Raw genomic sequence first — 21,672 nt, 5'->3', positions numbered from 1 at the left:
AAATCGATAACGGCCCGGTCGATGAGTGCGAGACGCCCTCATCCGTCTTTCCAAAGCCGGTCGCGCAGTCCCGAGGACCGCTGCACGCGCCGTCCCACCCCGGCGCGGAACACCGCCGGCGCGCCCCAGATCTCGATGCGCGAACGGGCGCGGGTGATCGCGGTGTAGACCAGCTCGCGGCTCACCGCCCGCGATACCTCGCCGGGCAGCACGAGCAGCACGGCGTCGAACTCGGACCCTTGCGCCTTGTGCACGGTCATGGCGTACACCGTCTCGTGCTCGGGCAGACGCGACGGCGCGAGCCGGCGCACGCCGTGGTCGGGCTGCGCGAAGACCACGCTCTCGCCCTGCGCGTCCCGCACGGCGATCCCCACATCGCCGTTGTACAGCCGCAGGTTGTAATCGTTGCGCGCGACCATGACCGGCCGCCCCGGGTACCAGGGGCGCCTCGTGTCCGCGAGCCGTCGTGCGCGCAGGCCGTGCTCGATGAGCCGGTTGAGCGTCACCGCGCCCGACGGCCCGGTGCGGTGCGCGCACAGCACCCGGAAGGCGTTGAACGCGGCGAGCGCGTCTTCGAGCGGGTGCTGCGCCTGCACCTCGGCGAGGTAGCCGCTGAAGCGCACCGCAAGCTCGGTGCCCGCCGCACGGGCGAGCGCCTCCGGCGACTCGATCGGACGCCACGCGAGATCGGGGCATTCCCCGCTCTCGAGCAGCGCCAGCGCCGCGTCGCCTTCGCCGGTACGCACGAGCTCGGCCAGCCGACCGATGCCGCTCTCGCGCCCGAAGCGGTAACTGCGTCGCAGATGGACGATCGAGTCGCGCAGCGCGGGCCCGGTCGGCGCGGTCGCGATCGCCTCGCCGGTCACCCGCTCGATCCGGGCGGCGAAGGGCGGCGAGCAGCCCACCGCGCCGCCGCAGAGGTCGGCGAGCACCGCACCGGACTCGACCGACGCGAGCTGATCCTTGTCGCCGAGCAGAATCAGGCGGGCCGAGGGCGGGAGGGCCGACGCGAGCTTGGTCATCAGCGCCTGATCGACCATCGAGGCCTCGTCGACCACGACCACGTCGAACGGCAGGGGGTTATCGCGATGATGGCGGAAATACGACGAGCCCGGCCGCGCGCCGAGCAGCCGGTGCAGTGTCGCCGCCTCTTCCGGGATGGCCTGCGCGATCCCGGGCGCAAGCTCGAGCGACTGCTTCGCCGCGCGCACCGCATCCTGCATGCGCGCGGCCGCCTTGCCGGTCGGGGCGGCGAGCGCGAGCGCGGGCGCGCGGGCGGCGCCTGCCCGTTGCGCGAGCAGGAGCGCGAGGATGCGCACCACCGTCGTGGTCTTGCCGGTACCCGGGCCGCCGGAGATCACGCAGAGCCGGCGCAGCACCGCCACCGCCGCCGCCACCTTCTGCCAGTCCGTGCCGGGCTCGCGCCGCGGAAACAGGCGATCGAGACCGTCGCGCAACCGGTCTTCGTCGACGTCCTCCGCCGGCTCCGCCCGGCGCCCGAGCTCGAGCGCGAGCGTGCGCTCGTAGTCCCAGTAGCGGTGGAGATAGAGGCGGTCGCCCTCGTCCAGCACGAGCGGGCGCATCTCGCCGGGCCGCCCCACCACCCGGCTCGCGCGCAGCGCCGCGATCCAGCGCGCAAGCGCGGGGATGCCGACACCGAGGCTGGGCGCCACCTCGCCGGTCCACTCTCGGAGATCGAGACACACGTGCCCGCTCCCGGTCGCCTGGCTCACGAGGCACGCCGCGAGCGCGACGTCCTCGTCGCCGCGTCCGTCGAGCGCGGCCAGGAAGCGCGCGAAGTGCAGATCGAGCTCCGTGAGAGCGAGACGCTCGCGCAGGGATTCGAGCCGGTCGCTCACCGCACCGCTCCCGTACGAAAGTAATCGTCGAGCGCCTCGATCAGCTCGCGCGCGGGCCGATCGCGAAAGACGCCGAAACCCGCCCCCGCCTCCGGACTCATGCCGCGCAGGAAGAGATAGAAGACGCCGCCGAAGTGGCGGTCGTAGTCGTAATCCGGCAGGTGTCTGCCCAGGTGCCGGTGCAGCGCGACCGCGTAGACCAGGTACTGCAAATCGTAGGCGGACTCTGCCATCGCGTGCGGCAGATGCTCCTCGGCGTACGCCGGCCGCCCCGCGCCGAGCCAGTTGGATTTGTAATCCGCGATGTAGAAGCGTTCGCCGGCCGCGAACACGAGGTCGATGAAGCCCTTCATGTAACCCTGGAGCGGAGCGAACGAGAGGGATTCGATCTCTTCCCTGAACAGGACCGACGCGCGCCCGTACCGGCCGAGCACGCGTCGGAGCTCGGCGGGCGCGAGGCGCGCGAGCGGATAGGTGAACTCCATCTCGTCGACGCGCTCCGCCCGGGCGACGTCCGCGAGACGCAGGCCGCTCGCGTCGAGCGGCGTCGCGACCACGCGCGCCACCGTGTCGCACACGACCGGCACCCAGTCGCGCGCGATGCCGTGTGCCTCGAGCGCCGCGCGCGCCACGGGCTCGACGGCGGCCGCGTCGGCCCGCTGGAAGTCGACGCGCTCGAGAATGGCGTGGAGGCACTGCCCGGCGACGGTGCCGCGCGGAAAGCCGTGAATGTCGCGCACCCCGGCCGCGGGCACGGGTTCGACGGGCGCGTCGGCGTCGTAGTCCGGCAGCTCCGCATCGCGCCCGAGCGTCAGGGCCGAGAAGCTCGTCATCCGCGGACCGGGCTCGATGCGCCGCGACCAGTCACGCGCCGCGAGCTCGCCGGGTGTCGGCGCGGCCGGCTGCCAGGGCGCGCCTGCGCGCGGCTCCGGAAGCACGGCGATGGCGCCTTGCGATGCCTCGGCGATCGCGGCGAGCGCACCGCGCATGGCGGCCGCGTCGCGCGCGTCAGCCTCCCACCACGCCTTGAACGCCGCCTCGCCGGCATCGGCCGGCGGGTGCAGCAGCCACGCGAGCGGCGCGCGCCCGGCGTCCTTGATGCAGCCCCAGACGGCATAGCAGCGGTGCCGCGCGCGCGTCAGCGCGACGTAGAGCAGGCGCAGGTTCTCGGCGAGCTCCTCGCGCGCCGCGAGGCGCTCGCGCGTCGCGCGTCGCGTGCTGCCGAAATCGGCTCCGGCGCGGTACCCCTGCTCGGGGTCGTGAAACACGACCGCGTCGCCCTCGCCCTCGCGCATGCGCCCGTCCCACAGATACGGGCAGAACACGATCGGGTACTGCAGGCCCTTGCTCTTGTGCACCGTCACGATCTTCACGAGATCGGCGTCGCTCTCGAGCCGGAGCTGGGCCTCCTCGTCTTCGCGGTTGGGGCGGCGGCGCTTCTCGGCGAACCATCTGATCAGCCGGTGGATGCCGAGGCGCTCGCGGTGCGCCGCGGCATGCGCGAGCTCGCCCAGGTGCAACAGGTTGGTCATGCGGCGCTCGCCGTCGGGCAGCCGCAGCAACCGCGCGTAGACATGCTCGCGCGCGAGCAGCTCGCGATACATGTGGATGAAGCCGCGGTCGCGCCACAGGCGGTGGTACTCGTCGAACGGCTGCAGCCGCGCCTCCCAGGCGACCGGGTCGGCGGACGCCTCGCTCAGCGCGCGCGCCGTCATGCCGAGCATCTCGGTCGCGAGCGCCGCCGCCACGCGGCCCTCGCGCAGCGGCTCGGCGCACGCGAGCAGCACGCGCTCGAGCTCGCTCGCCTCCTCCGTCTCGAAGACGCTCTCCTGGGAGTGCTGCACGCTCGGCACGCCGAGCGCCGCCAGGGCATCGCGCACCTCCCGCCCCTGCTGGTGCTTGCGCACGAGCACCGCGATGTCGCCGCCGGCGAGCGCGCGCGGTCCGAGGCGCGCACGGTCCTGGCTTCCGAGCGTGAGGAGCCGGGCGATCTCCGCGGCGGTGGCACGCGCCGCCTGCGCGCCGGCGGTGCCCTTGGCGAGCGGCTTGCCGTTTTCGCCTGAGAAGAACCAGAACCGCAGCGGCGCGTCGATATCCTCCTCGACGACGAGCGTGTCCTGCTCCCGCTTCGCCGCCACCGCCTCGTGGAAGGCGATGTCCTCGAAGACGAACGGGCGCGCGGTCCGGCCGAAGAGGACGTTGACCGCCCGCACGAGCTCCGGCGTCGAGCGCCAGTTGGTGGCGAGCGTGTAGTGCGCCCGCGCCGTCGCGCGTGCGGCGAGATAGGCGAACACGTCCGCGCCGCGGAAGCTGTAGATCGCCTGCTTGGGATCGCCGACGAAGAAGACCGGCGCGGCTTCGTTGCCATAGATCCGGCGGAAGATTTCGAACTGCACCGGGTCGGTGTCCTGGAACTCGTCGATGAGCGCGGCGCGATAGCGTGCGCGCAGAAGCCGCGCGAGCGCGTCGCCGCCCGGGGGGTCGAGCGCCTGCGCGAGCTTCAAAAGCAGGTCGTTGTACGATTGCACGCGCCGGCGCTCCTTGCGCACCGCGAGCTCCCGATTCACCTCCGTGAGCAGCCGCACTTTGGCGTCGGCGAGGAACGCGTCGAGCGCGCCGGTCAGCGCGGCGTGGGCCGCGAGCAGCCCGGCGCACGCCTCGAAGAAGGGATGCCGCGGCGGGGGCCCCTTCTTCGCCGCGTCCGCGAGCTGCGCGGGCGTGAACTTCTCGAGCTTGTCGCAGATCGCCGGATGCGCGCGCTCGGGCTCGAGGAACGCATCCATCTGAAGGAACCAGCTGTCGAAATGTCGTACCTGGTACTTCCTTCCGTCCAATCCGGCGTTGCGCAGCAGGCTCGTGATGTCGTCACGCCCGGCGTGCCAGAGGGCGCGCGCCCGGGCATAGGCGTCGGCATAGGCGCGCTCGAGCTGCGCCAGGTCCGGCGGCGCGGCCGGGCCGTCGATCGCGAGAAACGGCTTGCCGACGTGGCGCAGGATCCCGTCCGCGAGCTTCTCCGGCGTCAGCCTGCACGCGAGCAGGTGCGCGACGACGGCCGGGGCCGCGGCATGGAACTCGCGGCGCCAGAAGTCGTCGGCGATCTCCTGCACGAGGCTTCCCTCGTCGGCGATCAGCTCCATCTCGAAGGGGCGGGCGCCCTCAAAGGCGCTGTCGGCGAGCGCGCGCTGGCAGAAGCCGTGGATGGTGTAGATCGCGGCCTCGTCGAAGCTGCGCAGCGCGTTGGTCAGCCGGTCGGTCGCGCGCTCGCGATCGGGGAAGCGCGCGAGCAGCGACCGGTCGAACTCGTCCTTCGCCGCGCCGCCGCGCAACACGTCGCGGGCGTCGAGCAGGCGCCGCCGGATGCGGTCGCGCAGCTCCTCGGTCGCCGCCTCGGTGAAGGTGACGACCAGTATCTCGCGCACGGCGAGCTCCGCCTCGAGCAGCAGGCGCACGTAGAGCCCGGTGATGGTCCAGGTCTTGCCGGTACCGGCGCTCGCCTCGATGAGGGAGGCCGCGTCGAGCGGCGCTTCGAAGAGGGCGAGCGGCTGCGGGCGCGTCACCCGCGCACCTCGTGCTCGCGCATCGGCCCGTACACCGCCCGGGCCACGCGCTCGAACTCGTCGTCGAGCGGCTCGATGCCGCGGAAGGCGAGCGCATAATACGGCTGCCTCCCCTCCCCCGCGTAGCCGTTTCCATTGCCGTAGCGCTCGCCTTCCCATTGCGCCCGCGCCGCCGCGCGCGGATCGCGACCGCCCGGGTCGACGAAGGCGAGGCTCGTCCTCGGAAAGAACGGCAGCGGCCGGCGCTGGCCGGTATGGAAGAGATCGAGGAGCGCGGCGAGAACGGCGCGCGGCTCCGCCACCGGGCGCAGCCGCAGCACCTCGTTGCGCGCGACGAACAGGCTCTCGCTTCCCGGGCGCACGGCGTCGAGCGCGAGGTGATGGACCCAGAGCGTGAGGCGATCGTGCGCCCCCGCCTCCTCGACCGGCCGGTACGCGTACAGCCCGGCGCCCGTTACGCCGCGGAGCCAGCCGCTCAGCTGCCGCTCGCCGAGCGCGAGATCGACCCAGACGTCCTCACGACCGGCGGGATGCAGCGCCTCGATCCGGCGCGCGAGACCCGCGATGCGCTCCTGCTCCTGATCGAGCAGCGCGCGGCCGGGGTTGCCGTGCGGCAGGTCGCCGCGCGCCGCGAGCAGCGCGGGCGCTTCGCCGGACCGGCCCTCGAGCGTCATGGCGAGCAGGCGCTCGCGCAGTTCCCAGGGGCGTTCCAGCGCGAACGGCTCGCGCGTCTCGAGCGGCGCGTCGCCTTCGTCGAGCTGGAGCCCGAGGCGCCGGCGCAGCAGGTAGCGCGCCGGATTGCGCAAGAAGCGCACGAGCTCCTCGAGCTCGACGCGGGGAGGCGCCGGCTCCGTCTCCGCCAGCGCCTGGCCCGCGAACGGCGGCGGCGGCGCGCGCTCGCGCAGGCACAAACGGCTCGCCTCGGCGAGCTCCGCGGAGTAGCTGTAGAGCGCGCCGCCCGCCCGGAAGTAGCGTTGGCTGAAGGCCTGCAGCGGGTGCTCGGTGACCACCCGCTCGCGCGTGTCCGAGCCGAAACCCTGGCGGAGGTAATCGAGCAGCTCGCTCACGAGCACCGACGGCGGGATCAGACTGTTGTCGCGAATGCTGCGGCCCGTATAGCTCACGTAGAGACAGTGGCGCGCGGAGAGCAGCGCTTCGAGAAAGAGATAACGGTCCTCGTCGCGCCGGGAGCGGTCGCCGCGGCGGCGGTCCTTGGCCATGAGATCGAAGCCGAGCGGGCGGTGCGGGCGCGGAAAGCTGCCGTCGTTCATGCCGACGAGACACACGACCTCGAACGGGACGGTGCGAAACGGCGCCATGCCGCAGAAGGTGACGCCGCCGGCCAGCCCGCGCAGGCGCACCGCCTCGGCCGACAGCGCGCGCCGCAGACCGGCGCGCACGAGATCGAGCGGTACGTCCTCCCGGTACTGCGCGTGGGCGGCGGTGCCGACGAAGCCCCCGATCGCCTCGCGCAGGACCCGCATCGCCTCCTCGTCCGCGTCCTGCGGCTCGAAGAAACGCGTGAGGAGGTCGCCCAGGACCTCGCCCCATCGGGCGACGTCCCGACGCGCGTCGCGAAGCGCGTCGAGCGCGAAGAGCGCGTCGAGAAAGGCGTGGAGTTTCCCGAGCGCCTGTGCCTGGCTCCCTTCGATGTCGTCGTAGGGCAGCACGCCTTCGAAGAGCGCGCGCTCCCCGGTGGGCAGCGCGTAGCCCAGCAGCAGGCGCGCGAGGCCCGCGCGCCACGTATGGCCGTCGGTGGCGGGCAGCCCCAGGCGGGCGCGCGCCGCGCCGTCGATCCCCCAGCGGATGCCCGTCGCGCGGACCCATTCCTCGATGAGCTCGAGATCGTCCTCCGTCAGGCCGAACCGCCGCTGCACCGCCGGCGCCTCGAGCAGCGCGAGCACGCGGTTCGCGTCGAAACGGGTGTCGGGAAGCTCGAGCAGCGCGAAGAAGGTCTCGACCAGCAGGCTCTCGGCGAGCGGGCTGCGCTCGGCGATGGCGAACGGGATGCGCCGCTCGGCCGGTCCGGTCGCGAACACCGCCTCTATATAAGGAGCGTAGGCGTCGATGTCGGGCGTCATCACGACCACGTCCGAGGGGCGGAGCGCGGGCCGATCGGCGAAGAGCCCGAGCAGCCGGTCGTGCAGCACCTCGATTTCGCGCATCGCCGAGTGGCAGACGTGCACCTGGAGCGACCCGTCGTCCGGCGCGAGCGGGGTCGGCGCGGCCCCGCGGTCCGCGAGCGTCAGCACATCGTGCTGCAGGCAGTGCAGCAGGGTGTCCTCGCCCGGATCGACGAAGCGCTCGCGCTGCGTCCCGTTGAGCTCCTGCACCATGTCCATGAAGTCGCGCGCGTGGCTGCCGAGCGAGGCGAGCAGCGGGTTGCCGGATTCGAGGTACAGCGTCTCGGGCTTGCGTCCGCCGGCCCGCCGCCCCGCCTCGCGCTCCGAGACGATCTCGCCCCAGTGCTCCCGGCAGGGATTGAGGAGGAACAGGTGGACCTCGATCACGCCGGCCAGGCCGCGGATCACGTCGAGGTAGCCCGGCGAGAGCGAAGGCAGCGCGAAGAGCGAGACCCGCGGCGGCAGCGCGCGTGCGGCGTCGCCGCCTTCGAGCGCCGCGCGCTGGCGGTCGAGCAGACGCACCCAGTGGGCGCGCGAGACGCGCGTCAGGTCGCGCCACAGGCGCGCCTGCCAATGCGTCCCTTCGCCGCCCTCCCACGCGCGGATCCAGTCCGGCCGGTAGACGAGGTACTGATCGAAGGTCGCGGCGATGCGTTCGGCGAGCTGGTAGCGCTTTTCGTCGTCGCCGTCCGCGAGATAGTGCGCGAGCTCGCGGAAGGCGTCGTCGTGCCGGTGCTCGCCGAGCCACTGCATGACGCGCCAGGTCAGGACATCGGGGGCGAACGGCGACGTCGTCGGCAGATCCCCGAGCACGTCGCGCATGGCGTCCCAGACGAAGGCCGCCGGAAACGGCGTCTTCAGGTTCGCGCACACCCCGAAGCGGCACGCGAGGGTGAGCGCCACCCAGCGGCCCATCGCCTGGTTCTGCACGACGACGATCTCGGGCGCGAGCGGGCCGGCCACCGGGCGCGCGAGCGTGGCCGCGAGCTCCTCGGCGAGCTCCTCGAGTCGGTTGCTGTGGAAGACGTGGAGCATCGAACCGGCTGCGGCGTTCCTCGTCGGCTCGGGGCGGGCGACGAGGCGCCGCCCGAGGCCGCGGCGTAGAATGCGATTTATGTCCGCGGCAACTATACGGAATTCACGGCAGGGGCAAAAGGACGGCGACCTGTCTTTGCGCGCGCGGCGCCCTCCGCTCGTCGCCCCCGCCGGACGCGGCACGCCCGATGTCGCCTGAGGCCTTCGCGTCGACCGCGTTCGCGGGCGGCGAGGCGATCCTCGGCGTCGACCGCCACGGGCACGGCCTGATCAACGACACCTACGTGGTGCGCCTGGCGAGCGGCCGGCGCCTGCTCCTGCAGCGCATCAACGGCCGGGTCTTCCCCCACCCGGAGCACATCGTCGCGAACGCGCGCACGCTTTCCGATCATCTCGCGGCCCGTCGCGCGCGGACGGGAAGCGCGGATCGCCTGCGCCTGCCGGCGCTCGTTCCCGCCGCCGACGGGCGCGACTTCGTCACCGACGCCGACGGCGGCTTCTGGCGCGCGCTCGAATATCTCGACCGGACACGCAGCTACGACACGATCGAAAACGACTCGCAGGCCGGGCAGGTCGGCGCCGCGCTCGGCCTCTTCCACGCGTTGCTGCACGATCTCCCGCCCGAGCGGCTGCACGTGACGCTGCCCGGCTTCCACGACACGCCCGCCTGCCTCGCCCGGTTCGAGCAGGCCGCGGCCGGCCACCCGGTCGACAGCGCGGAGCTGCGCCGCGGCTTCGCCTTCGTCGCGGAACGGCGCGAGCTGGCCGGCGTGCTCGAACGGGCGCGCCGCGCGGGGCTTCTCGCCGTGCGCGCCGTCCACGGCGACCCCAAGCTCAACAACTTTCTGTTCGACGCGAGCGGCCGCCGCGTCGTGAGCCTGATCGACCTCGACACCGTCCAGCCGGGGCTGGTGCACCACGACATCGGCGACTGCCTGCGCTCGTGCGCCAATCCCGCCGGCGAGTCGCCCGAGGCGCTCGACGCCGTGCGCTTCGATCTCGACATCGCGCGCGCGCTGCTCGAAGGCTACCTGACGGAGGCGCGCGGGTTTCTCGCGCGGGAGGAAACCGCCCTGCTCTACGACGCCATCCGCCTGCTCCCGTTCGAGCTCGGGCTGCGCTTCCTCACCGATCACCTCCAGGGCGACGTGTACTTCCGCACCGCCTGGCGCGGCCAGAACCTGCACCGCGCGCTCGCGCAGTTCCGCCTGCTCGAGGACATCGAGCGCAACGGGAAGCCGCTTCGCGCGCTCGTCGCCGGGCTCGCCAGGGCCTAGCGGCCGGATCGGCGCGCGGTCGCGCGCTCCCACCGCGCGAGGAGGGCGAGCGCCTCGGCGGCCGAATCCCCGCAGGAATCGATGGCCGGCGCGAACCGGGCGCACACGCGCGGGCGCTCGGGACGTCCGTAGAGGCGGCAGCGGTTGTCGTCCGTGAGCTGCACGCATCGCACGCCGGCGGGCTTGCCGTGCGGCATGCCCGGTATCGGGGAGGAAATCGAGGGCGCGATGCAGCAGGCGCCGCATCCCGGTCGACACTTCATCTCGGGGCACCACCGGAAGGAAACCGGAGTGTCGCCCCGGTCAACGACGGACACAACCCCGGGCCTTCTCCCTGCACGCCTCGCTGCTATTGCGGCCGGCCCCGGATTGCCGCCCGGGCCTCGCGCGTTATAGTGCGTCGACGGGGACGCGCGTCTTCGCAACACCATCCGTCGCACAAGGATCCGTGCCGCACGGCGCCAACGACCAAGTCACTCTCCTGCCGCGGCGCGGCGCGCCGGCGCCGGGCCCGCTCGCGCTCGCCACGGCGCTGCTCGCCGGCTGCGGCGGGGCGCAGTCCGCGCTGAATCCGCAGGGGCCGGTGGCGGCGAGCCTCGCGCAGACATGGTGGATCCTCTTCGCCGGGAGCGCGGTCATCCTGTCACTCGTCGTGGCGCTCGCGCTTTATGCCGTCTTCCGCGCGCCCGATCGACGCGGGCACGTCCGGCCGGGGACGTTGATCGTCGGCGGGGGCGTCGTCTTCCCGGTGGTGGTGCTCTCGGCGCTCCTGCTCTACGGCTTTCACGTGAGCGGCACGACGCGGCCGCCGGGCGCGGAGGCCGCGCTCCGCGTCGAGGTCGTCGGGCACCAGTGGTGGTGGGAGATCCGCTACGAGGGGGAGGGCGCGGTGACGGCCAACGAGATCCACATCCCGGTCGGACGCACCGTCGAAATGCGGGTCACGAGCGCGGACGTGATTCACAGCTTCTGGGTGCCGAGCCTGGCCGGCAAGATCGACATGATGCCGGGCAGCACGAACGTCCAATGGCTGCGGGCCGACCGCCCCGGCGTGTTCCGCGGTCAATGCGCGGAATTCTGCGGTGCGCAGCACGCCCGCATGGCCTTGCTCGTGATTGCGGAGCCCGAAGCCGATTTCGAGCGCTGGCGCGCGCATCAGCGCCGCGACGCGGTCGCTCCGGCCACCGCCGAGCGAACGCAGGGCTTCGCCGCCTTCGCCAAGCTCGGCTGCCCCGAATGCCACACGGTCCGCGGTCTCGCGCCGGGCGGGCGTGTCGGGCCGGATCTCACCCACGTCGCTCGGCGCTATACCCTCGCGGGCGCGACGCTCGGGAACAACCGACCGACCCTGGCCGCCTGGGTCGCGGATGCCCCGGCATTCAAGCCCGGCACGCGGATGCCTTCGTTCAGGCACGTCGATGCCAAGACGCGCGCGAGCCTCGTCGCCTTCCTCGAGGGCCTCGAATGAGCGCCACGGCGGCCGACCAGCTGCACGATCGCCTGCACGACATCTGGCGGGCGCCGCCCGGGTTCGGCCAGCTCAGCGCCGTGAACCACACGGCGGTGGGCACGCGCTACATCGCCACGGGCTTCGTGTTCTTCGCCGTCGGCGGGCTGCTCGCGATGGTGATGCGCGCGCAGCTCGCCTGGGCCGAGCGCGCGTCGGTCGACTACGCGACCTACAACGAGCTCTTCACCATGCACGGCACGACGATGATGTTCCTGTTCGCCGTGCCGATGGTCGAAGGCCTCGCGGTGTATCTCCTTCCGAAGATGATCGGCGCGCGCGACCTGCCGTTCCCGCGGCTCGGCGCCTTCACCTACTGGTGCTACGCCTTCGGCGGACTGCTGCTCTACTCGAGCTTCGTGTTCGACGCGGTACCGGACGGCGGCTGGTTCATGTACGTCCCGCTCAACAGCAAGCCGTACTCGGCGGGCATCAACGCCGACTTCTGGCTGCTCGGCATCACCTTCGTCGAGGTCTCCGCCGTGCTCGCGGCGATCGAGCTGATCGTCGCCATCCTCAAGACGCGCGCACCGGGGATGTCGATCGACCGCATGCCGATCTTCGCCTGGGTCATGCTCGTCACCGCGTTCATGATCGTGTTCGGCTTCCCGCCGTTGATCCTCGGCGGGCTTCTGCTCGAGATCGAGCGCGCGTTCGGCATCCCGTTCTACGACACGGCCCGCGGCGGCGATCCGCTTCTGTGGCAGCACTTCTTCTGGATCTTCGGCCACCCCGAGGTCTACATCATCTTCCTGCCGGCGACCGGCATCGTGAGCATGGTCCTGCCGACCTTCGCGCGCACGCCGATCGCGGGTTACACCTGGATCGTGCTCGCCGTCATCGGCACCGGCTTCATCAGCTTCGGGCTCTGGGTGCACCACATGTTCGCGACCGGCATCCCGCTGCTCGCGCTCAGCTTCTTCTCCGCCGCGAGCATGGCGGTCGCGATCCCGAGCGGGATCCAGGTGTTCGCGTGGATCGCGACCTTGTGGCGCGGCCGGCCGGTGCTCTCGGTGCCGCTGCTCTACATCCTCGGCTTCCTCTTCATCTTCGTGCTCGGCGGGCTCACGGGCGTGATGGTCGCGCTCGTGCCGTTCGACTGGCAGGTGCACGACACGCACTTCGTGGTCGCGCACTTCCACTACGTGCTCATCGGCGGCATGGTGTTCCCGCTGCTTGCGGGGATCTATTACTGGCTGCCGCTCCATTCCGGGAGGAAGATGCTCCCGGTGCTCGGGCGCTGGGCGTTCTGGCTGCTCTTCATCGGCTTCAACGTCACGTTCCTGCCGATGCACCTCACGGGCCTGATCGGCATGCCGCGCCGGGTCTACACGTATCCCGAAGGTCTCGGGTGGGAGTACCTCAATGCGCTTTCGACGGTGGGCGGCTTCATTCTGACCGCAGGTTTCGCCGTGTTTCTCATCGACGTGATCCTGCACCTGCGCCACGGCGAGCGCACGGGCACGAACCCCTGGAACGCCGGCTCGCTCGAATGGAGCCTGCGCACGCCCGCCCCGACGTACACCTTCGCGAGCCTCCCCCGCATCGAGGGCCGCGACCCGCTCTGGGAGCAGCTCGACCTTCCCGGGCAGCTCGAGCGCGGCGAAGGTCTGCTCGCGGAGACGAGCGCCGGCGACCGCCATACGCTCGCGACCGGCGTGCTGAACGCCGAGCCGGAGCGCGTCCTGCATCTGCCGAGCTCGAGCTGGGTCCCGCTTTACGCCGCGCTCGCGCTCGCCGTCTTCTTCATCGGTGCGCTGGCGAAGCTGTACGGACTCGCGCTCGTCGGCGCCGCCATGACCGTCGGGGTGTTCGTGTACTGGCTCTGGGATACCGACCGGACGCCGATCGGCACGATGGACGTGGGCCACAACCTGCGTGTGCCGACGCACGGCCCGACGCGCAAGTCGCCGGGATGGTGGGCCCTCACCATCGGGCTACTCGCCGACGCGACGCTCCTGGTCTCGCTCGTCTTTGCGTACCTCTTCCTCTGGACGGTTTCGCCCGAGTGGCCTCCCCGGAACTACCCGCCGCTCCCGCTGGCGCTGCCCGCGCTCGCCGTCGTCCTGCTCCTTGCGAGCAGCGGCGTCATCGCCTGGAGCGGGCACGACCCGCGGCCGGCGCGCCTCGCCATCGGGCTGCCTGCGGCGATGCTGCTCGCGCTCGGCTTCGCCGTCCTCGAGTTCGCCGCGCTGCGCGCCTGGCCGGCGGCCGTGACCGAGCACGTGTATCCCGCGCTGGTCCATGCGCACGCCGTATTCGTCGGGCTGCACGTCGCCGCCGCCGTGCTGATGGCCGGTTTCGTCTGGCTGCGGGCGCGCCGCGGCCTCGCGTCGGCCGAGCGGCCACTCGGCGCGCACCTCCTCGCCCTCTACTGGCATTACACGGTGGCGGTGGGCGCCGTCGGCGTCGCGGTGATCCACCTCGGGCCGCGCCTGCTCTGAGGACACCATGGCGGAGAAAGTCAGCCAACGGCGGGTGGAAAAGGCGATCGAGCAGAAACGCGTGCCGAGCACGGCCGCAATCGCCAACCACCCGATCCACCCGATCTTCGTGAATTTTCCGATAGGGCTGCTCTACGGCGCGCTCGGTGCCGACCTCGCCTTCTGGTGGACCGGCGATCCGTTCTGGGCGCGCGGCGCCTTCTGGCTGATCGCCGGAGGGCTCGCGGGCGGGCTGCTCGCCGCGCTCTCGGGGTTCACGGATTTTCTGACCATCCGCTACGCGCGCCAGCAGGTCGGTGCCTGGAGCCATTTTCTCGCCGCGATCGCCGTGATCTCGCTCGCCACCGCCAACCTCCTCTGGCGCTGGGAGGACACGGCGGCACCCGTGCTGCCGTGGGGACTCGTCCTCTCGTTCGACACCGCGGCGCTGCTCGCCTTCACCGGCTGGCTCGGCGGCAAGCTCACGTTCCGTCACCTTATCGGGAGCTACATCGAGGAAGAGGAGAAGCAGCGCCTCGCCGAGGAGGCCGTCAAATCGGCTTCGCCGCCGCCAGAAACACGATGACCGCGAGGAGCACGAGCGGCACCTGGCTCAGCGCGCGGTAGTAGACGCGGCCGCGGCGGTTGCGGCGCTGCATGAAGGTGATGAGCACCGTGCCGCAATAGAGGTGAAACGCCACTGCGACGACGATGAGCGTCAGCTTCGCCGGCAGCCACGCTCCCTCGAAGCCGTAGAGCATGAGCAGCGAGCCGAAGATCACGGCGAGCACCGCGCTCGGCGTCATGATCCCGAAGTAGACCGTCCGCTCGATGGCGCGCAGGCGCGACTGCTCGGCGCGCTCCTGCTGGCGCACGTGCTCCCCGAAGACCCACGGGAGTCCCAGCAGCCCGGCGAACCAGATCGCCATGAACCCGAGGTGCAGCAGCTTGAGCGTCAGGTACATCAGCGTGCGACTGACATCGGAGCGGCCCTGGTGGAGCGTCGCGCGCGGCCGAGCCAGGTCCCGATCAAGACCAGCCCCGCGACGAGATAAACGAGCGCGCCCGGGATCCACATGAGGAGGCCCGCAAGCTGCTGATCGGCGAGTGCATCGATACCCGGCTGAACGTAAACAGCGTACAGCGGGCGCCGCGCCATGGTAATGAGTGCGCCCAGCAGCCCCGTGTGCATCATCGTCGCGAGCGCAAGAAGCGCGCTAGTCCCGTACCCGCCGGCCCGGGCGCGCCCCGCGTGGAGCAGCGACCACCAGAAGTAGAGCGCGCTCCCGAGGAGCGTAACGTGCTCGAGAAAATGCAGCGCTTCCGAGCGCAGCGCCGCCTCGAAGAGCACCGGGGCGTGCCATGCCCAGACGAATGCCGCGTGCAGCGCGAAGGCGAGGAGCGGCCGCCCGACGAACGCGGGCGCCGAACCGCGGGCGATCGCCTTGCGCGACGTCGACGAAAGCAACGCGCCGAACACCGCGATCGGCGCTCCGACGACGAGGAGCGGCGCGGCTGCGGCGATAAGGAGCATGTGCTGGCCCATGTGGGCCGCGAAGCTCCGCTCGGCCAGGCTCTCGATCGGACCAAACACGGCAACGGCAAGCGCCGCGATGCCGAGCCCGAAGCAGACGATCTGCCAAGCGCGCACACCGCGACCGCGCCCCGACCGCCATAGCCGGATGACGCCGAGCGCGTAAGCCGCCGCCAGACCGAGAATCAATGCCGCCGAACCCCAGACGGCCGCATCGGGCGAGTCGCCGTGCGCCCGCGCGACCATCGGGACCAGAAGCATCGCGACCGCCGCGGCTCGCACTACACGCACGGCGCAAGAGCCAGGATGGACACGCCCATCCAGCACGTCGCGACGAACGCTAGCCCGGCAAGCAGCACGGCCGTCCGGCTCATAAACCGCCGGCGCTCGGCGACCCACGGCTCCGCGCTCACACGCGGCCGAGTCCGCCTGCCCGCCCGCACGCTCGCCACCGCGATCCACGCGATCAGCGCGAGCGCGACCACGGTCATGAGCACCAATACGAGCTGAACCGCGTCGACGCCGAGCACGCGCACGCGGTTCAGACCGGATGCACAGCTGATGGAGAGGAAAACGTACGCGGCGACGAAGTAGGCGGCCCAGACGATGAGGCTGCTCACCGTGCCGACCAGGCTGTCCTGGAGGAAGGACGGGCCGCCGCTGCCCGATGCGCGCGTCTCGCTGCCGGCTTCCATGCCGAGACCCCGATGATCAGTCAGCAAGAATTGTCGTCGGCGCCCGGTCGCCCGGCAAGCCAGCGACCGCGACAGGAGTCGGGATATACGTTACCTACGCGGCCGCCGGAAACCGGCGCTACGGCTTGACAGCGCCGTCCCGACCGGCGCGGGAACAGCTCTCCTTTTCCACGAAGATGATCAGGTATCGGGTCATCTCGAGCGCTCTGACGTTGCCTTAAGGGGCGGCGGGTCGAGCGAATTCGATTCGCTCAATGGTTCGACATGCAGAATTAGTCCCGATACGCCAACGACCCTGAGTAAAGAGCCAACCGCAGGAACGCCACTAACGGACTTCGAGAGCGAAGCTTGCCAGTTCTCGCCATTCAGTAAGACGCGCAAAGACGTCCCGCCGCCGCTTTCGGTAACTTGGCATCTCTGCCCCACCAGCGCTTCCGTTCCTGAATGATGCTTGATTTCTTTCGGCCCGTTTCGTAATTCGAAGAAAAGCAGGATGTCCTCTAAAAACGAGTAAAGCGTCGCGCCGGCGACGAGAATAACAACCAGAACTACCAGAAACTCCGTCATTTCGGCTGTAGTCTAACGTTCTCTAAGCGGCATCGGCGCTGCGGTTTACGAAGGCCGTCGTCGTTTCACCGCCCGCCTCGTTATGAATGATGTTAGAAATCCTCGCCAGTTGCACGAAAGGGACCGAAGTACATTCGTATGTGGTTTGACAGTCCACCGGTAACACTCAAATACACCTTTTGTTTATCTTCACTGCTGTAAATGGAAATGTGGCAACCATCGGAGATAGCGCCGGGGTCGAGACTCGCCAGCAAAACCAACTTTTCGCTCGGCAGCTCCGTCAGCCGGCGGCTTTCGAGCGACGATGGGCGCGCACACGCGCGTAAGGAGTTCGTCTTTTCGGATATAACCTTCACCCAATCGAATGGCGGCGTGGCGCCAACCTGCGAGAGCGCTGGCGACAGGGACAGGCACAGGACCGACGTCAATGCCTTGTTGTGATGCTTCATGGATTTCTAACGGTCTGGCTGTGCGGCGCCGGTCGCCGAAATATCAGGAAACATAGCGCCTTGTCCCAGCGTCAGCACGAGCCAGTGGTTAGATGGTTGTTTTGTCACTTCGGCTCGCCTTCACTGAATTGCATGGCCATGTAGCCCGGTGCCAAACTTGGCCTAGCAGCCAACGCTCAAGCACGATAAGCAGGGAAAAAGTCACGTTTCGGCTTCGTATTTGCACTCAAGATACCTAACGTGTTGGTGAGCGGCACGGGGCACGAGACATCAGGGAATGCGCCGTCGTCTCATGCTCGACCTGAATGTTGTGTTGCGTTGTTTAGCCACGCGCTGCTTTCTTTGCTATTTCCTCTCGGGACTGAAGTTGCTTACCGCAGAACGGGCAAAAGATTACGGCTTGGTCGAACCAGCCCGGGCCCTTTTCTGTTTGGACATAGCCAACGGTTAGATATAGAACTTGGTTTTTCTCGACAAAGAAAAACGAGCTGGGTGGTTGCTTCATGGCGTCCGAGAGATCTTTGCAGCAGGAACCAAACGGACCTTTAAATTTCTCACTCACTTTTTCTCCCCCATGAGCGGCCTTGAAACAGAGGACAGGTAAGAAGCCGGCAGCAGACAAAAAACCTAGAAAGCCACGTTTAGTCATTCAGTTCTCTCGCAACATAACGATTCGCTCGAGCGGCGAGCGGAGGCGGCGCGCGAACGTCTCGAAGCGATTGTTATGAGGCATTTCGGGCCGCCACACTTTACTTTACGGCTTCAATGAAGTGCTCAAGACGTCGATGTTTGCGAAACCTACGGATACCATCACGGCCCCTCCAATCAGGAACGCGAAGATCGACGTGTATAGACACCACCACCCCCACCAACAAACCCACGGTTGGTTCGGTTTGATCCACAACCTAGGTTTCCCAAGATGAGGCCTCATGCCGTGTTGCTCGTAAACAAGCGAGCATTTACGACGCAGCACGCTATGACTTACCGCTAGGGTCAGACCAAGAAGCCAAATCGCGAGTGTGAGAAGCACTCCGAAAACGAGCGGCGTACCGAGAACTGCAGGCAACAGCGCTAGCAACGCGACGGAGCCGCCGCCGTTAACCAGCATTACGTTGCGAACGCTCTCGGTATCGATCTGAGCCCGGATCTTAACGCCTTCGCTTACCATACCTGCCGCTTGTCATTTAGTGGAGGGCTGTTGCCCCATAACGCTTTGCTGGGCCGCGTCCGCCACCGATACGCCAGGAAACATGGCGCGCTGTCCCGGGCGTCGGCACGAGCAAAAGTTAGATTGCATTTTCTCACCCGAACGAAAAATGTGGGTTGTCGAAAGTGACAAAGAGGGACCTTTGACCACCCTTACCGGATAGCACCAACTTGACCTTGTCGTTGTTTGAGCAATATAGCTCTTTACCGACTTCCCTCGCATTTGAGAAAAGGCTGCTAACGCCACCAGCTGCACCCAAGCCCACAACCAGACGGCCAGTTGGTTTCTTAGCCTCAACAGAAATGCTTTCGAAGGCGCTGAGAATGCCTTTGTTGTCATGAACGAATTTCTCAAAGATATCGACGAATGCTTTCATGTGGTCATCGTAGCCGAGGTAGCCAATATCCACGCCAACCGAGCCTGCCGACGCGTCCAGGCTCGGAACTTCCGTGATATGAAACTGGCTTCTCTTTTTGTTCATGCAATCTAACGCAGAGGTGTGCCGCACCGGCCACGAAAACACCAGGAAACGTACCACGCTGTTTGCGGTGTCGGCACGAGCGACGTGTTATGGCGCAACATTACTTCCGCCCCGACGCTCGTTATTGGTACCGGCACCCATAAAACTTGCTTTATCCAGCCGTGCCGTAATGGCCCAGAGTTTCTCCTTGGAGCAGTCCTTCCAACCAGTACCAGCACATGAGGCGACGGCATTCTTTGAGTAAGAAGCGACTTCGGTGCGATTTCCTTCTGCCTCTGCCACTCTGGCAAGGCGGACATAGGCAAGCGTCTTATCTACGGAGTGCACTCTTTCCGTAAACAGCACGCTTGGTTCGTGCCTGTATTTCTCAAGCACCTCGAGGTATGCAAGAAGCGCCGCTTTATAGTCTTTTGTGCTTCCCTGCGCGCGCTGTATGTCGACGTAGGTTGCGGCACGAGAGACCAACGCCACCTCATCCACAAACGCGATGCTTGAGACGAGCTTCTCATGGGCCAGATAGCCGAGCACTCCGCCGCCGACAGCAAACAGCACGTGGCTGAGGAGCAGAAGGATCAATTTTGTGGGCTTATTCATTTGTGCCATAACGAACTAGCTAACCGGCGCGCCGATCTTGCGCGTTTGGTTGAGCACCTTGTTGGGCCTTGCGTCGCAATGGCGAGAGACCAGAGGCGATATGGGCAAAGTCCCGCCACTCTAAGCGCGTGCTGCCTTTGATGTCCTCTCTCATGCGCGCAATCAGCGCCACGGCTTCTCGTTTTATCTGCTCTATTGCTTCGTTTGCTTGAATATGTTCCAAGCTATACCACTCCGTTCGGTACATACGTTCATTTAGTGCATTGATGTCACCGGTTAACACATCGTCTTCACAGACTAGGATCGCTTCCCCAATCAGTTGCTGTGACTGCCCGTACATCTGATCGAACTGCTGCGCGACATCACGCGGTACCGCTTGCATCGGTTGCCCAGTGTGGTGTGCGTATATGAAATTCCGCATCTGCACCCACGTGCCAATAAGCGAGTCAAAGACCTTGATCTTGTTCTCAATTGCGCGCTGCTTGAAACTAACCTTCATTGTGATTGTATGGAGGAGAAATCCACCGACCCCTCCGAGTATCAACAAGATCAGTTCTTTCATGATTGATACGCCCAACGCAGAGCTAACCTGCGCTGCGCCGCTTTTTGGCGCAGCGCCCAGCGACCGAAGGGAGCGAGGTTGAGCGCCATCTTAGGACTACTTGTTACGGCGCCGCTGATAGAACTCATGGTGTATGCGGCCAAGCTCAACCTTGGCTCTCTGAATTTTTTCAAGAACTAATTCGAAATCTTGCTTTCTGTAAATCATTTGATGCCCGAATGTGGGGAGAAGTATTAGAGCTTCAGGTTCGGATTCGCAGATGCCCCAAACTCCATGGGCTACCAAATTCCTGCCTTCGCCTGCTTTTCTTAATTTATCCAATACAGATAACACATCCTTTCTCTGTACCTCATCCTTGATAACCCAATCAGCCAACTTCTTGACCAGATTTACTTTGGCGTGAATGCTTTGGAGCTCATCTAGGACTTGGAGGGCGACAGGATGTAATGGGGGTTCAAATTCTGGATGTTTTGGGAGATAGACGCCCATCAGATGCCCGTAAAACATGGTTAAAGAGCTTTCGATGTACGCCCAATCAGCACATGCGCAGCCGATGAGCGCTGCTAGCTCTGGTCGCTTAAGCAGTGTGCGCGGTCCATGTGATACCGACTCGCCTACTCGTAATGGATTGGCCATCTTGTCCTAACTAGATATAGGCCGCCTAAGTGCGGCAAAACATTGTGTACAGGCGGGTAGCATTCGGAGTGGCTCCTTCATTCATTCAACGGCTTGAATCCGCTTCCTTGAGCATTGTCCGAGCAGGATAGGTTGCCGCCTCCATCATTTTTCTGTTTCGGAGTCGCGTGGTCGAATCGGTCCGGGCGATCTTCCCTCAGTATAGGTGCCGCACGAGTCCCGGTTGCGCCTGGCGGGGCGCGAGGCGTTTCACTCCTTCTTCTTGGCGGTGCCGCCGAACAGATCCTCGAGGTTCGCGCGGGCCGGGTCGGTCTCCTCGGCCGGCGCCTCTCCTCTCCCGAACAACGCGTCGAGCTTCGCCTTGCCCGCCTGGGCCTTCGCTTGGGCGCGGGCGTCGAAGGCGCTGGGGCGGGCTTTGAACCAGTCGCAGAAGTTGGCGTGCTCCTTGTTGATGATCTCTTCGGCGCGGATCTCGGTGCACTGGCGCTGGGTGCGCGCGTCGTAGAACCGGCAAAGCTTGCAGGCGTGCAGCTCGGCCTTGCAGGCCGGGCACTCGGCCGTGCGCGAGAGCGGCAGGGGCAGGCTCTTGAGCGATGCCCCGCACTTCCAGCAGACCAGCTCGTCGGCCATGCGAATCGACTCCCGCGGCTTTGTCGGGCAGGTTAGGCCCGGGTGCAAACGCGCGCAAGCGCGGGGCCGTTGATCGGCATCAATCTCTGGAGCCTCGCGACGGCGCGCCTAGCGCTCCCAGGCCGCGCACACCGGCGATCTCCATCACACCATATATAAGGAGAGAAGCCGCGAGCTATTCGGCCGCGCCGTCTTCGATGCGCTTCACGAAACGCCGGCGCGCTTCTTCGAGCTCGGTACGGGCGCGATCGAGGGTCTCGACGTCGAGGCTCTCCTGCAATCCGTCGAGGATGGCGAGGCACCGGGCATGGAACGCCTCGAACTCGGCGAGCACGGCCTGCGGGTCGACCGGCGCGGTTGAAGCGGGTGCCGGCTTCGCCTGATCCGGGTTCTCCGGCAGCGTGACCTCGACGTATTTCCCGATGAACCGCGACCGACCGCTCGCCTCCTCGACGGCGACGACCGGCGAGGTCTTGAGGTAGCGGCCGCCCTGGAGCTCGAAGCGCTGGCCGACGGGGACTTGCGCGAACTTCATC

At 67.5% G+C, this 21,672-nt stretch carries 20 protein-coding genes; 4 read left to right on the top strand and 16 right to left on the bottom strand.

What is annotated here, in order from left to right:
• Positions 1 to 38: 38 nt before the first annotated feature.
• Genes recD through recC form a run of 3 tightly spaced genes read right to left on the bottom strand, consistent with a single transcriptional unit; the run spans position 39 to position 8,574 of the window.
• A complete protein-coding gene (recD, locus tag SVA_RS04840) occupies positions 39 to 1,859 on the bottom strand; it encodes an exodeoxyribonuclease V subunit alpha (protein ID WP_197703374.1) in 1,821 nt (606 codons plus the stop codon).
• Complete coding sequence (gene recB / locus SVA_RS04835; protein ID WP_169923972.1) at positions 1,856 to 5,416, bottom strand: exodeoxyribonuclease V subunit beta; 3,561 nt, start codon at positions 5,414 to 5,416, stop codon at positions 1,856 to 1,858. Before recB ends, recD begins: the two co-directional genes overlap by 4 nt.
• On the bottom strand, positions 5,413 to 8,574 hold the full coding sequence (gene recC, locus SVA_RS04830; RefSeq protein WP_096459605.1) for an exodeoxyribonuclease V subunit gamma: 3,162 nt from the start codon (positions 8,572 to 8,574) through the stop codon (positions 5,413 to 5,415). Before recC ends, recB begins: the two co-directional genes overlap by 4 nt.
• Before the next feature lie 188 nt (positions 8,575 to 8,762).
• Here recC and SVA_RS04825 point away from each other — a divergent pair, with 188 nt between their 5' ends.
• Complete coding sequence (locus SVA_RS04825) at positions 8,763 to 9,851, top strand: phosphotransferase enzyme family protein (RefSeq protein WP_096459602.1); 1,089 nt, start codon at positions 8,763 to 8,765, stop codon at positions 9,849 to 9,851.
• On the opposite strand, the gene SVA_RS04820 is transcribed toward SVA_RS04825, so the two are convergent.
• The gene (locus SVA_RS04820; protein WP_096459599.1) at positions 9,848 to 10,114 is read right to left on the bottom strand and encodes a YkgJ family cysteine cluster protein; all 267 of its coding nucleotides are present in this window, start codon (positions 10,112 to 10,114) and stop codon (positions 9,848 to 9,850) included. The genes SVA_RS04825 and SVA_RS04820 overlap by 4 nt on opposite strands.
• Positions 10,115 to 10,299: 185 nt before the next feature.
• Between SVA_RS04820 and coxB the strand changes: the two genes are divergently transcribed.
• The 3 genes from coxB to SVA_RS04805 are packed head-to-tail and all read left to right on the top strand — an operon-like array spanning position 10,300 to position 14,367.
• A complete protein-coding gene (gene coxB, locus SVA_RS04815) occupies positions 10,300 to 11,319 on the top strand; it encodes a cytochrome c oxidase subunit II (protein ID WP_148665388.1) in 1,020 nt (339 codons plus the stop codon).
• Positions 11,316 to 13,802 carry a cytochrome c oxidase subunit I gene (ctaD, locus tag SVA_RS04810; protein ID WP_096459593.1) on the top strand — a complete coding sequence of 829 codons (2,487 nt, stop codon included), beginning with the start codon at positions 11,316 to 11,318 and terminating at the stop codon, positions 13,800 to 13,802. The genes coxB and ctaD overlap by 4 nt, the downstream gene beginning before the upstream one ends.
• Before the next feature lie 7 nt (positions 13,803 to 13,809).
• A complete protein-coding gene (locus SVA_RS04805) occupies positions 13,810 to 14,367 on the top strand; it encodes a DUF2231 domain-containing protein (protein WP_096459590.1) in 558 nt (185 codons plus the stop codon).
• Here SVA_RS04805 and SVA_RS04800 read toward each other — a convergent pair.
• The 12 genes from SVA_RS04800 to SVA_RS04770 all read right to left on the bottom strand — a co-directional run bounded on the left by SVA_RS04800 (position 14,333) and on the right by SVA_RS04770 (position 21,671).
• Positions 14,333 to 14,746: a CopD family protein gene (locus SVA_RS04800; protein ID WP_096459586.1), complete on the bottom strand. Its 414-nt coding sequence runs from the start codon at positions 14,744 to 14,746 to the stop codon at positions 14,333 to 14,335. The genes SVA_RS04805 and SVA_RS04800 overlap by 35 nt on opposite strands.
• Positions 14,746 to 15,576 carry a cytochrome c oxidase assembly protein gene (locus SVA_RS04795; protein ID WP_096459582.1) on the bottom strand — a complete coding sequence of 277 codons (831 nt, stop codon included), beginning with the start codon at positions 15,574 to 15,576 and terminating at the stop codon, positions 14,746 to 14,748. The genes SVA_RS04800 and SVA_RS04795 overlap by 1 nt, the downstream gene beginning before the upstream one ends.
• Positions 15,577 to 15,596: 20 nt before the next feature.
• On the bottom strand, positions 15,597 to 16,037 hold the full coding sequence (locus SVA_RS04790; RefSeq protein WP_148665387.1) for a hypothetical protein: 441 nt from the start codon (positions 16,035 to 16,037) through the stop codon (positions 15,597 to 15,599).
• 165 nt (positions 16,038 to 16,202) lie between these two features.
• On the bottom strand, positions 16,203 to 16,577 hold the full coding sequence (locus SVA_RS04785; protein ID WP_096459576.1) for an NfeD family protein: 375 nt from the start codon (positions 16,575 to 16,577) through the stop codon (positions 16,203 to 16,205).
• Positions 16,578 to 16,669: 92 nt separating this feature from the next.
• Positions 16,670 to 17,026 carry a hypothetical protein gene (locus SVA_RS19360; RefSeq protein ID WP_148665386.1) on the bottom strand — a complete coding sequence of 119 codons (357 nt, stop codon included), beginning with the start codon at positions 17,024 to 17,026 and terminating at the stop codon, positions 16,670 to 16,672.
• Between the two features lie 322 nt (positions 17,027 to 17,348).
• Positions 17,349 to 17,675 carry a hypothetical protein gene (locus SVA_RS19355; RefSeq protein ID WP_148665385.1) on the bottom strand — a complete coding sequence of 109 codons (327 nt, stop codon included), beginning with the start codon at positions 17,673 to 17,675 and terminating at the stop codon, positions 17,349 to 17,351.
• A gap of 652 nt (positions 17,676 to 18,327) precedes the next feature.
• Complete coding sequence (locus tag SVA_RS19350; RefSeq protein WP_148665384.1) at positions 18,328 to 18,714, bottom strand: hypothetical protein; 387 nt, start codon at positions 18,712 to 18,714, stop codon at positions 18,328 to 18,330.
• A gap of 87 nt (positions 18,715 to 18,801) precedes the next feature.
• Entirely contained in the window at positions 18,802 to 19,308 is a 507-nt protein-coding gene (locus SVA_RS19345) for a hypothetical protein (RefSeq protein WP_148665383.1), read from the bottom strand.
• Between the two features lie 19 nt (positions 19,309 to 19,327).
• Positions 19,328 to 19,870 carry a hypothetical protein gene (locus SVA_RS04780; protein ID WP_096459573.1) on the bottom strand — a complete coding sequence of 181 codons (543 nt, stop codon included), beginning with the start codon at positions 19,868 to 19,870 and terminating at the stop codon, positions 19,328 to 19,330.
• A 96-nt stretch (positions 19,871 to 19,966) separates the two neighbouring features.
• A complete protein-coding gene (locus tag SVA_RS19340; protein ID WP_148665382.1) occupies positions 19,967 to 20,506 on the bottom strand; it encodes a hypothetical protein in 540 nt (179 codons plus the stop codon).
• A gap of 249 nt (positions 20,507 to 20,755) precedes the next feature.
• Entirely contained in the window at positions 20,756 to 21,136 is a 381-nt protein-coding gene (locus tag SVA_RS04775) for a hypothetical protein (RefSeq protein ID WP_096459570.1), read from the bottom strand.
• Between the two features lie 175 nt (positions 21,137 to 21,311).
• Positions 21,312 to 21,671, bottom strand: coding sequence for a hypothetical protein (locus tag SVA_RS04770; protein ID WP_096459567.1), 360 nt, complete (start codon positions 21,669 to 21,671; stop codon positions 21,312 to 21,314).
• Position 21,672 lies beyond the last annotated feature (1 nt).

This window comes from Sulfurifustis variabilis (assembly GCF_002355415.1).
Taxonomy (GTDB): domain Bacteria; phylum Pseudomonadota; class Gammaproteobacteria; order Acidiferrobacterales; family Sulfurifustaceae; genus Sulfurifustis; species Sulfurifustis variabilis.
This window is presented reverse-complemented; position numbering and strand designations above follow the sequence as displayed.

What these genes read in the sequence shown, in the direction of transcription:
- SVA_RS04775 (WP_096459570.1), bottom strand. Translation starts at nt 21,136, where the DNA reads ATGGCCGACGAGCTGGTCTGCTGGAAGTGCGGGGCATCGCTCAAGAGC.
- recC (WP_096459605.1), bottom strand. Translation starts at nt 8,574, where the DNA reads ATGCTCCACGTCTTCCACAGCAACCGACTCGAGGAGCTCGCCGAGGAG.
- SVA_RS04795 (WP_096459582.1), bottom strand. Translation starts at nt 15,576, where the DNA reads ATGCTTCTGGTCCCGATGGTCGCGCGGGCGCACGGCGACTCGCCCGAT.
- ctaD (WP_096459593.1), top strand. Translation starts at nt 11,316, where the DNA reads ATGAGCGCCACGGCGGCCGACCAGCTGCACGATCGCCTGCACGACATC.
- SVA_RS04770 (WP_096459567.1), bottom strand. Translation starts at nt 21,671, where the DNA reads ATGAAGTTCGCGCAAGTCCCCGTCGGCCAGCGCTTCGAGCTCCAGGGC.
- SVA_RS19360 (WP_148665386.1), bottom strand. Translation starts at nt 17,026, where the DNA reads ATGAAGCATCACAACAAGGCATTGACGTCGGTCCTGTGCCTGTCCCTG.
- SVA_RS19350 (WP_148665384.1), bottom strand. Translation starts at nt 18,714, where the DNA reads ATGAACAAAAAGAGAAGCCAGTTTCATATCACGGAAGTTCCGAGCCTG.
- SVA_RS04780 (WP_096459573.1), bottom strand. Translation starts at nt 19,870, where the DNA reads ATGAAAGAACTGATCTTGTTGATACTCGGAGGGGTCGGTGGATTTCTC.
- SVA_RS04825 (WP_096459602.1), top strand. Translation starts at nt 8,763, where the DNA reads ATGTCGCCTGAGGCCTTCGCGTCGACCGCGTTCGCGGGCGGCGAGGCG.
- SVA_RS19355 (WP_148665385.1), bottom strand. Translation starts at nt 17,675, where the DNA reads ATGACTAAACGTGGCTTTCTAGGTTTTTTGTCTGCTGCCGGCTTCTTA.
- SVA_RS19345 (WP_148665383.1), bottom strand. Translation starts at nt 19,308, where the DNA reads ATGAATAAGCCCACAAAATTGATCCTTCTGCTCCTCAGCCACGTGCTG.
- SVA_RS04800 (WP_096459586.1), bottom strand. Translation starts at nt 14,746, where the DNA reads ATGTACCTGACGCTCAAGCTGCTGCACCTCGGGTTCATGGCGATCTGG.
- SVA_RS04785 (WP_096459576.1), bottom strand. Translation starts at nt 16,577, where the DNA reads ATGACGGAGTTTCTGGTAGTTCTGGTTGTTATTCTCGTCGCCGGCGCG.
- SVA_RS19340 (WP_148665382.1), bottom strand. Translation starts at nt 20,506, where the DNA reads ATGGCCAATCCATTACGAGTAGGCGAGTCGGTATCACATGGACCGCGC.
- SVA_RS04805 (WP_096459590.1), top strand. Translation starts at nt 13,810, where the DNA reads ATGGCGGAGAAAGTCAGCCAACGGCGGGTGGAAAAGGCGATCGAGCAG.
- SVA_RS04820 (WP_096459599.1), bottom strand. Translation starts at nt 10,114, where the DNA reads ATGAAGTGTCGACCGGGATGCGGCGCCTGCTGCATCGCGCCCTCGATT.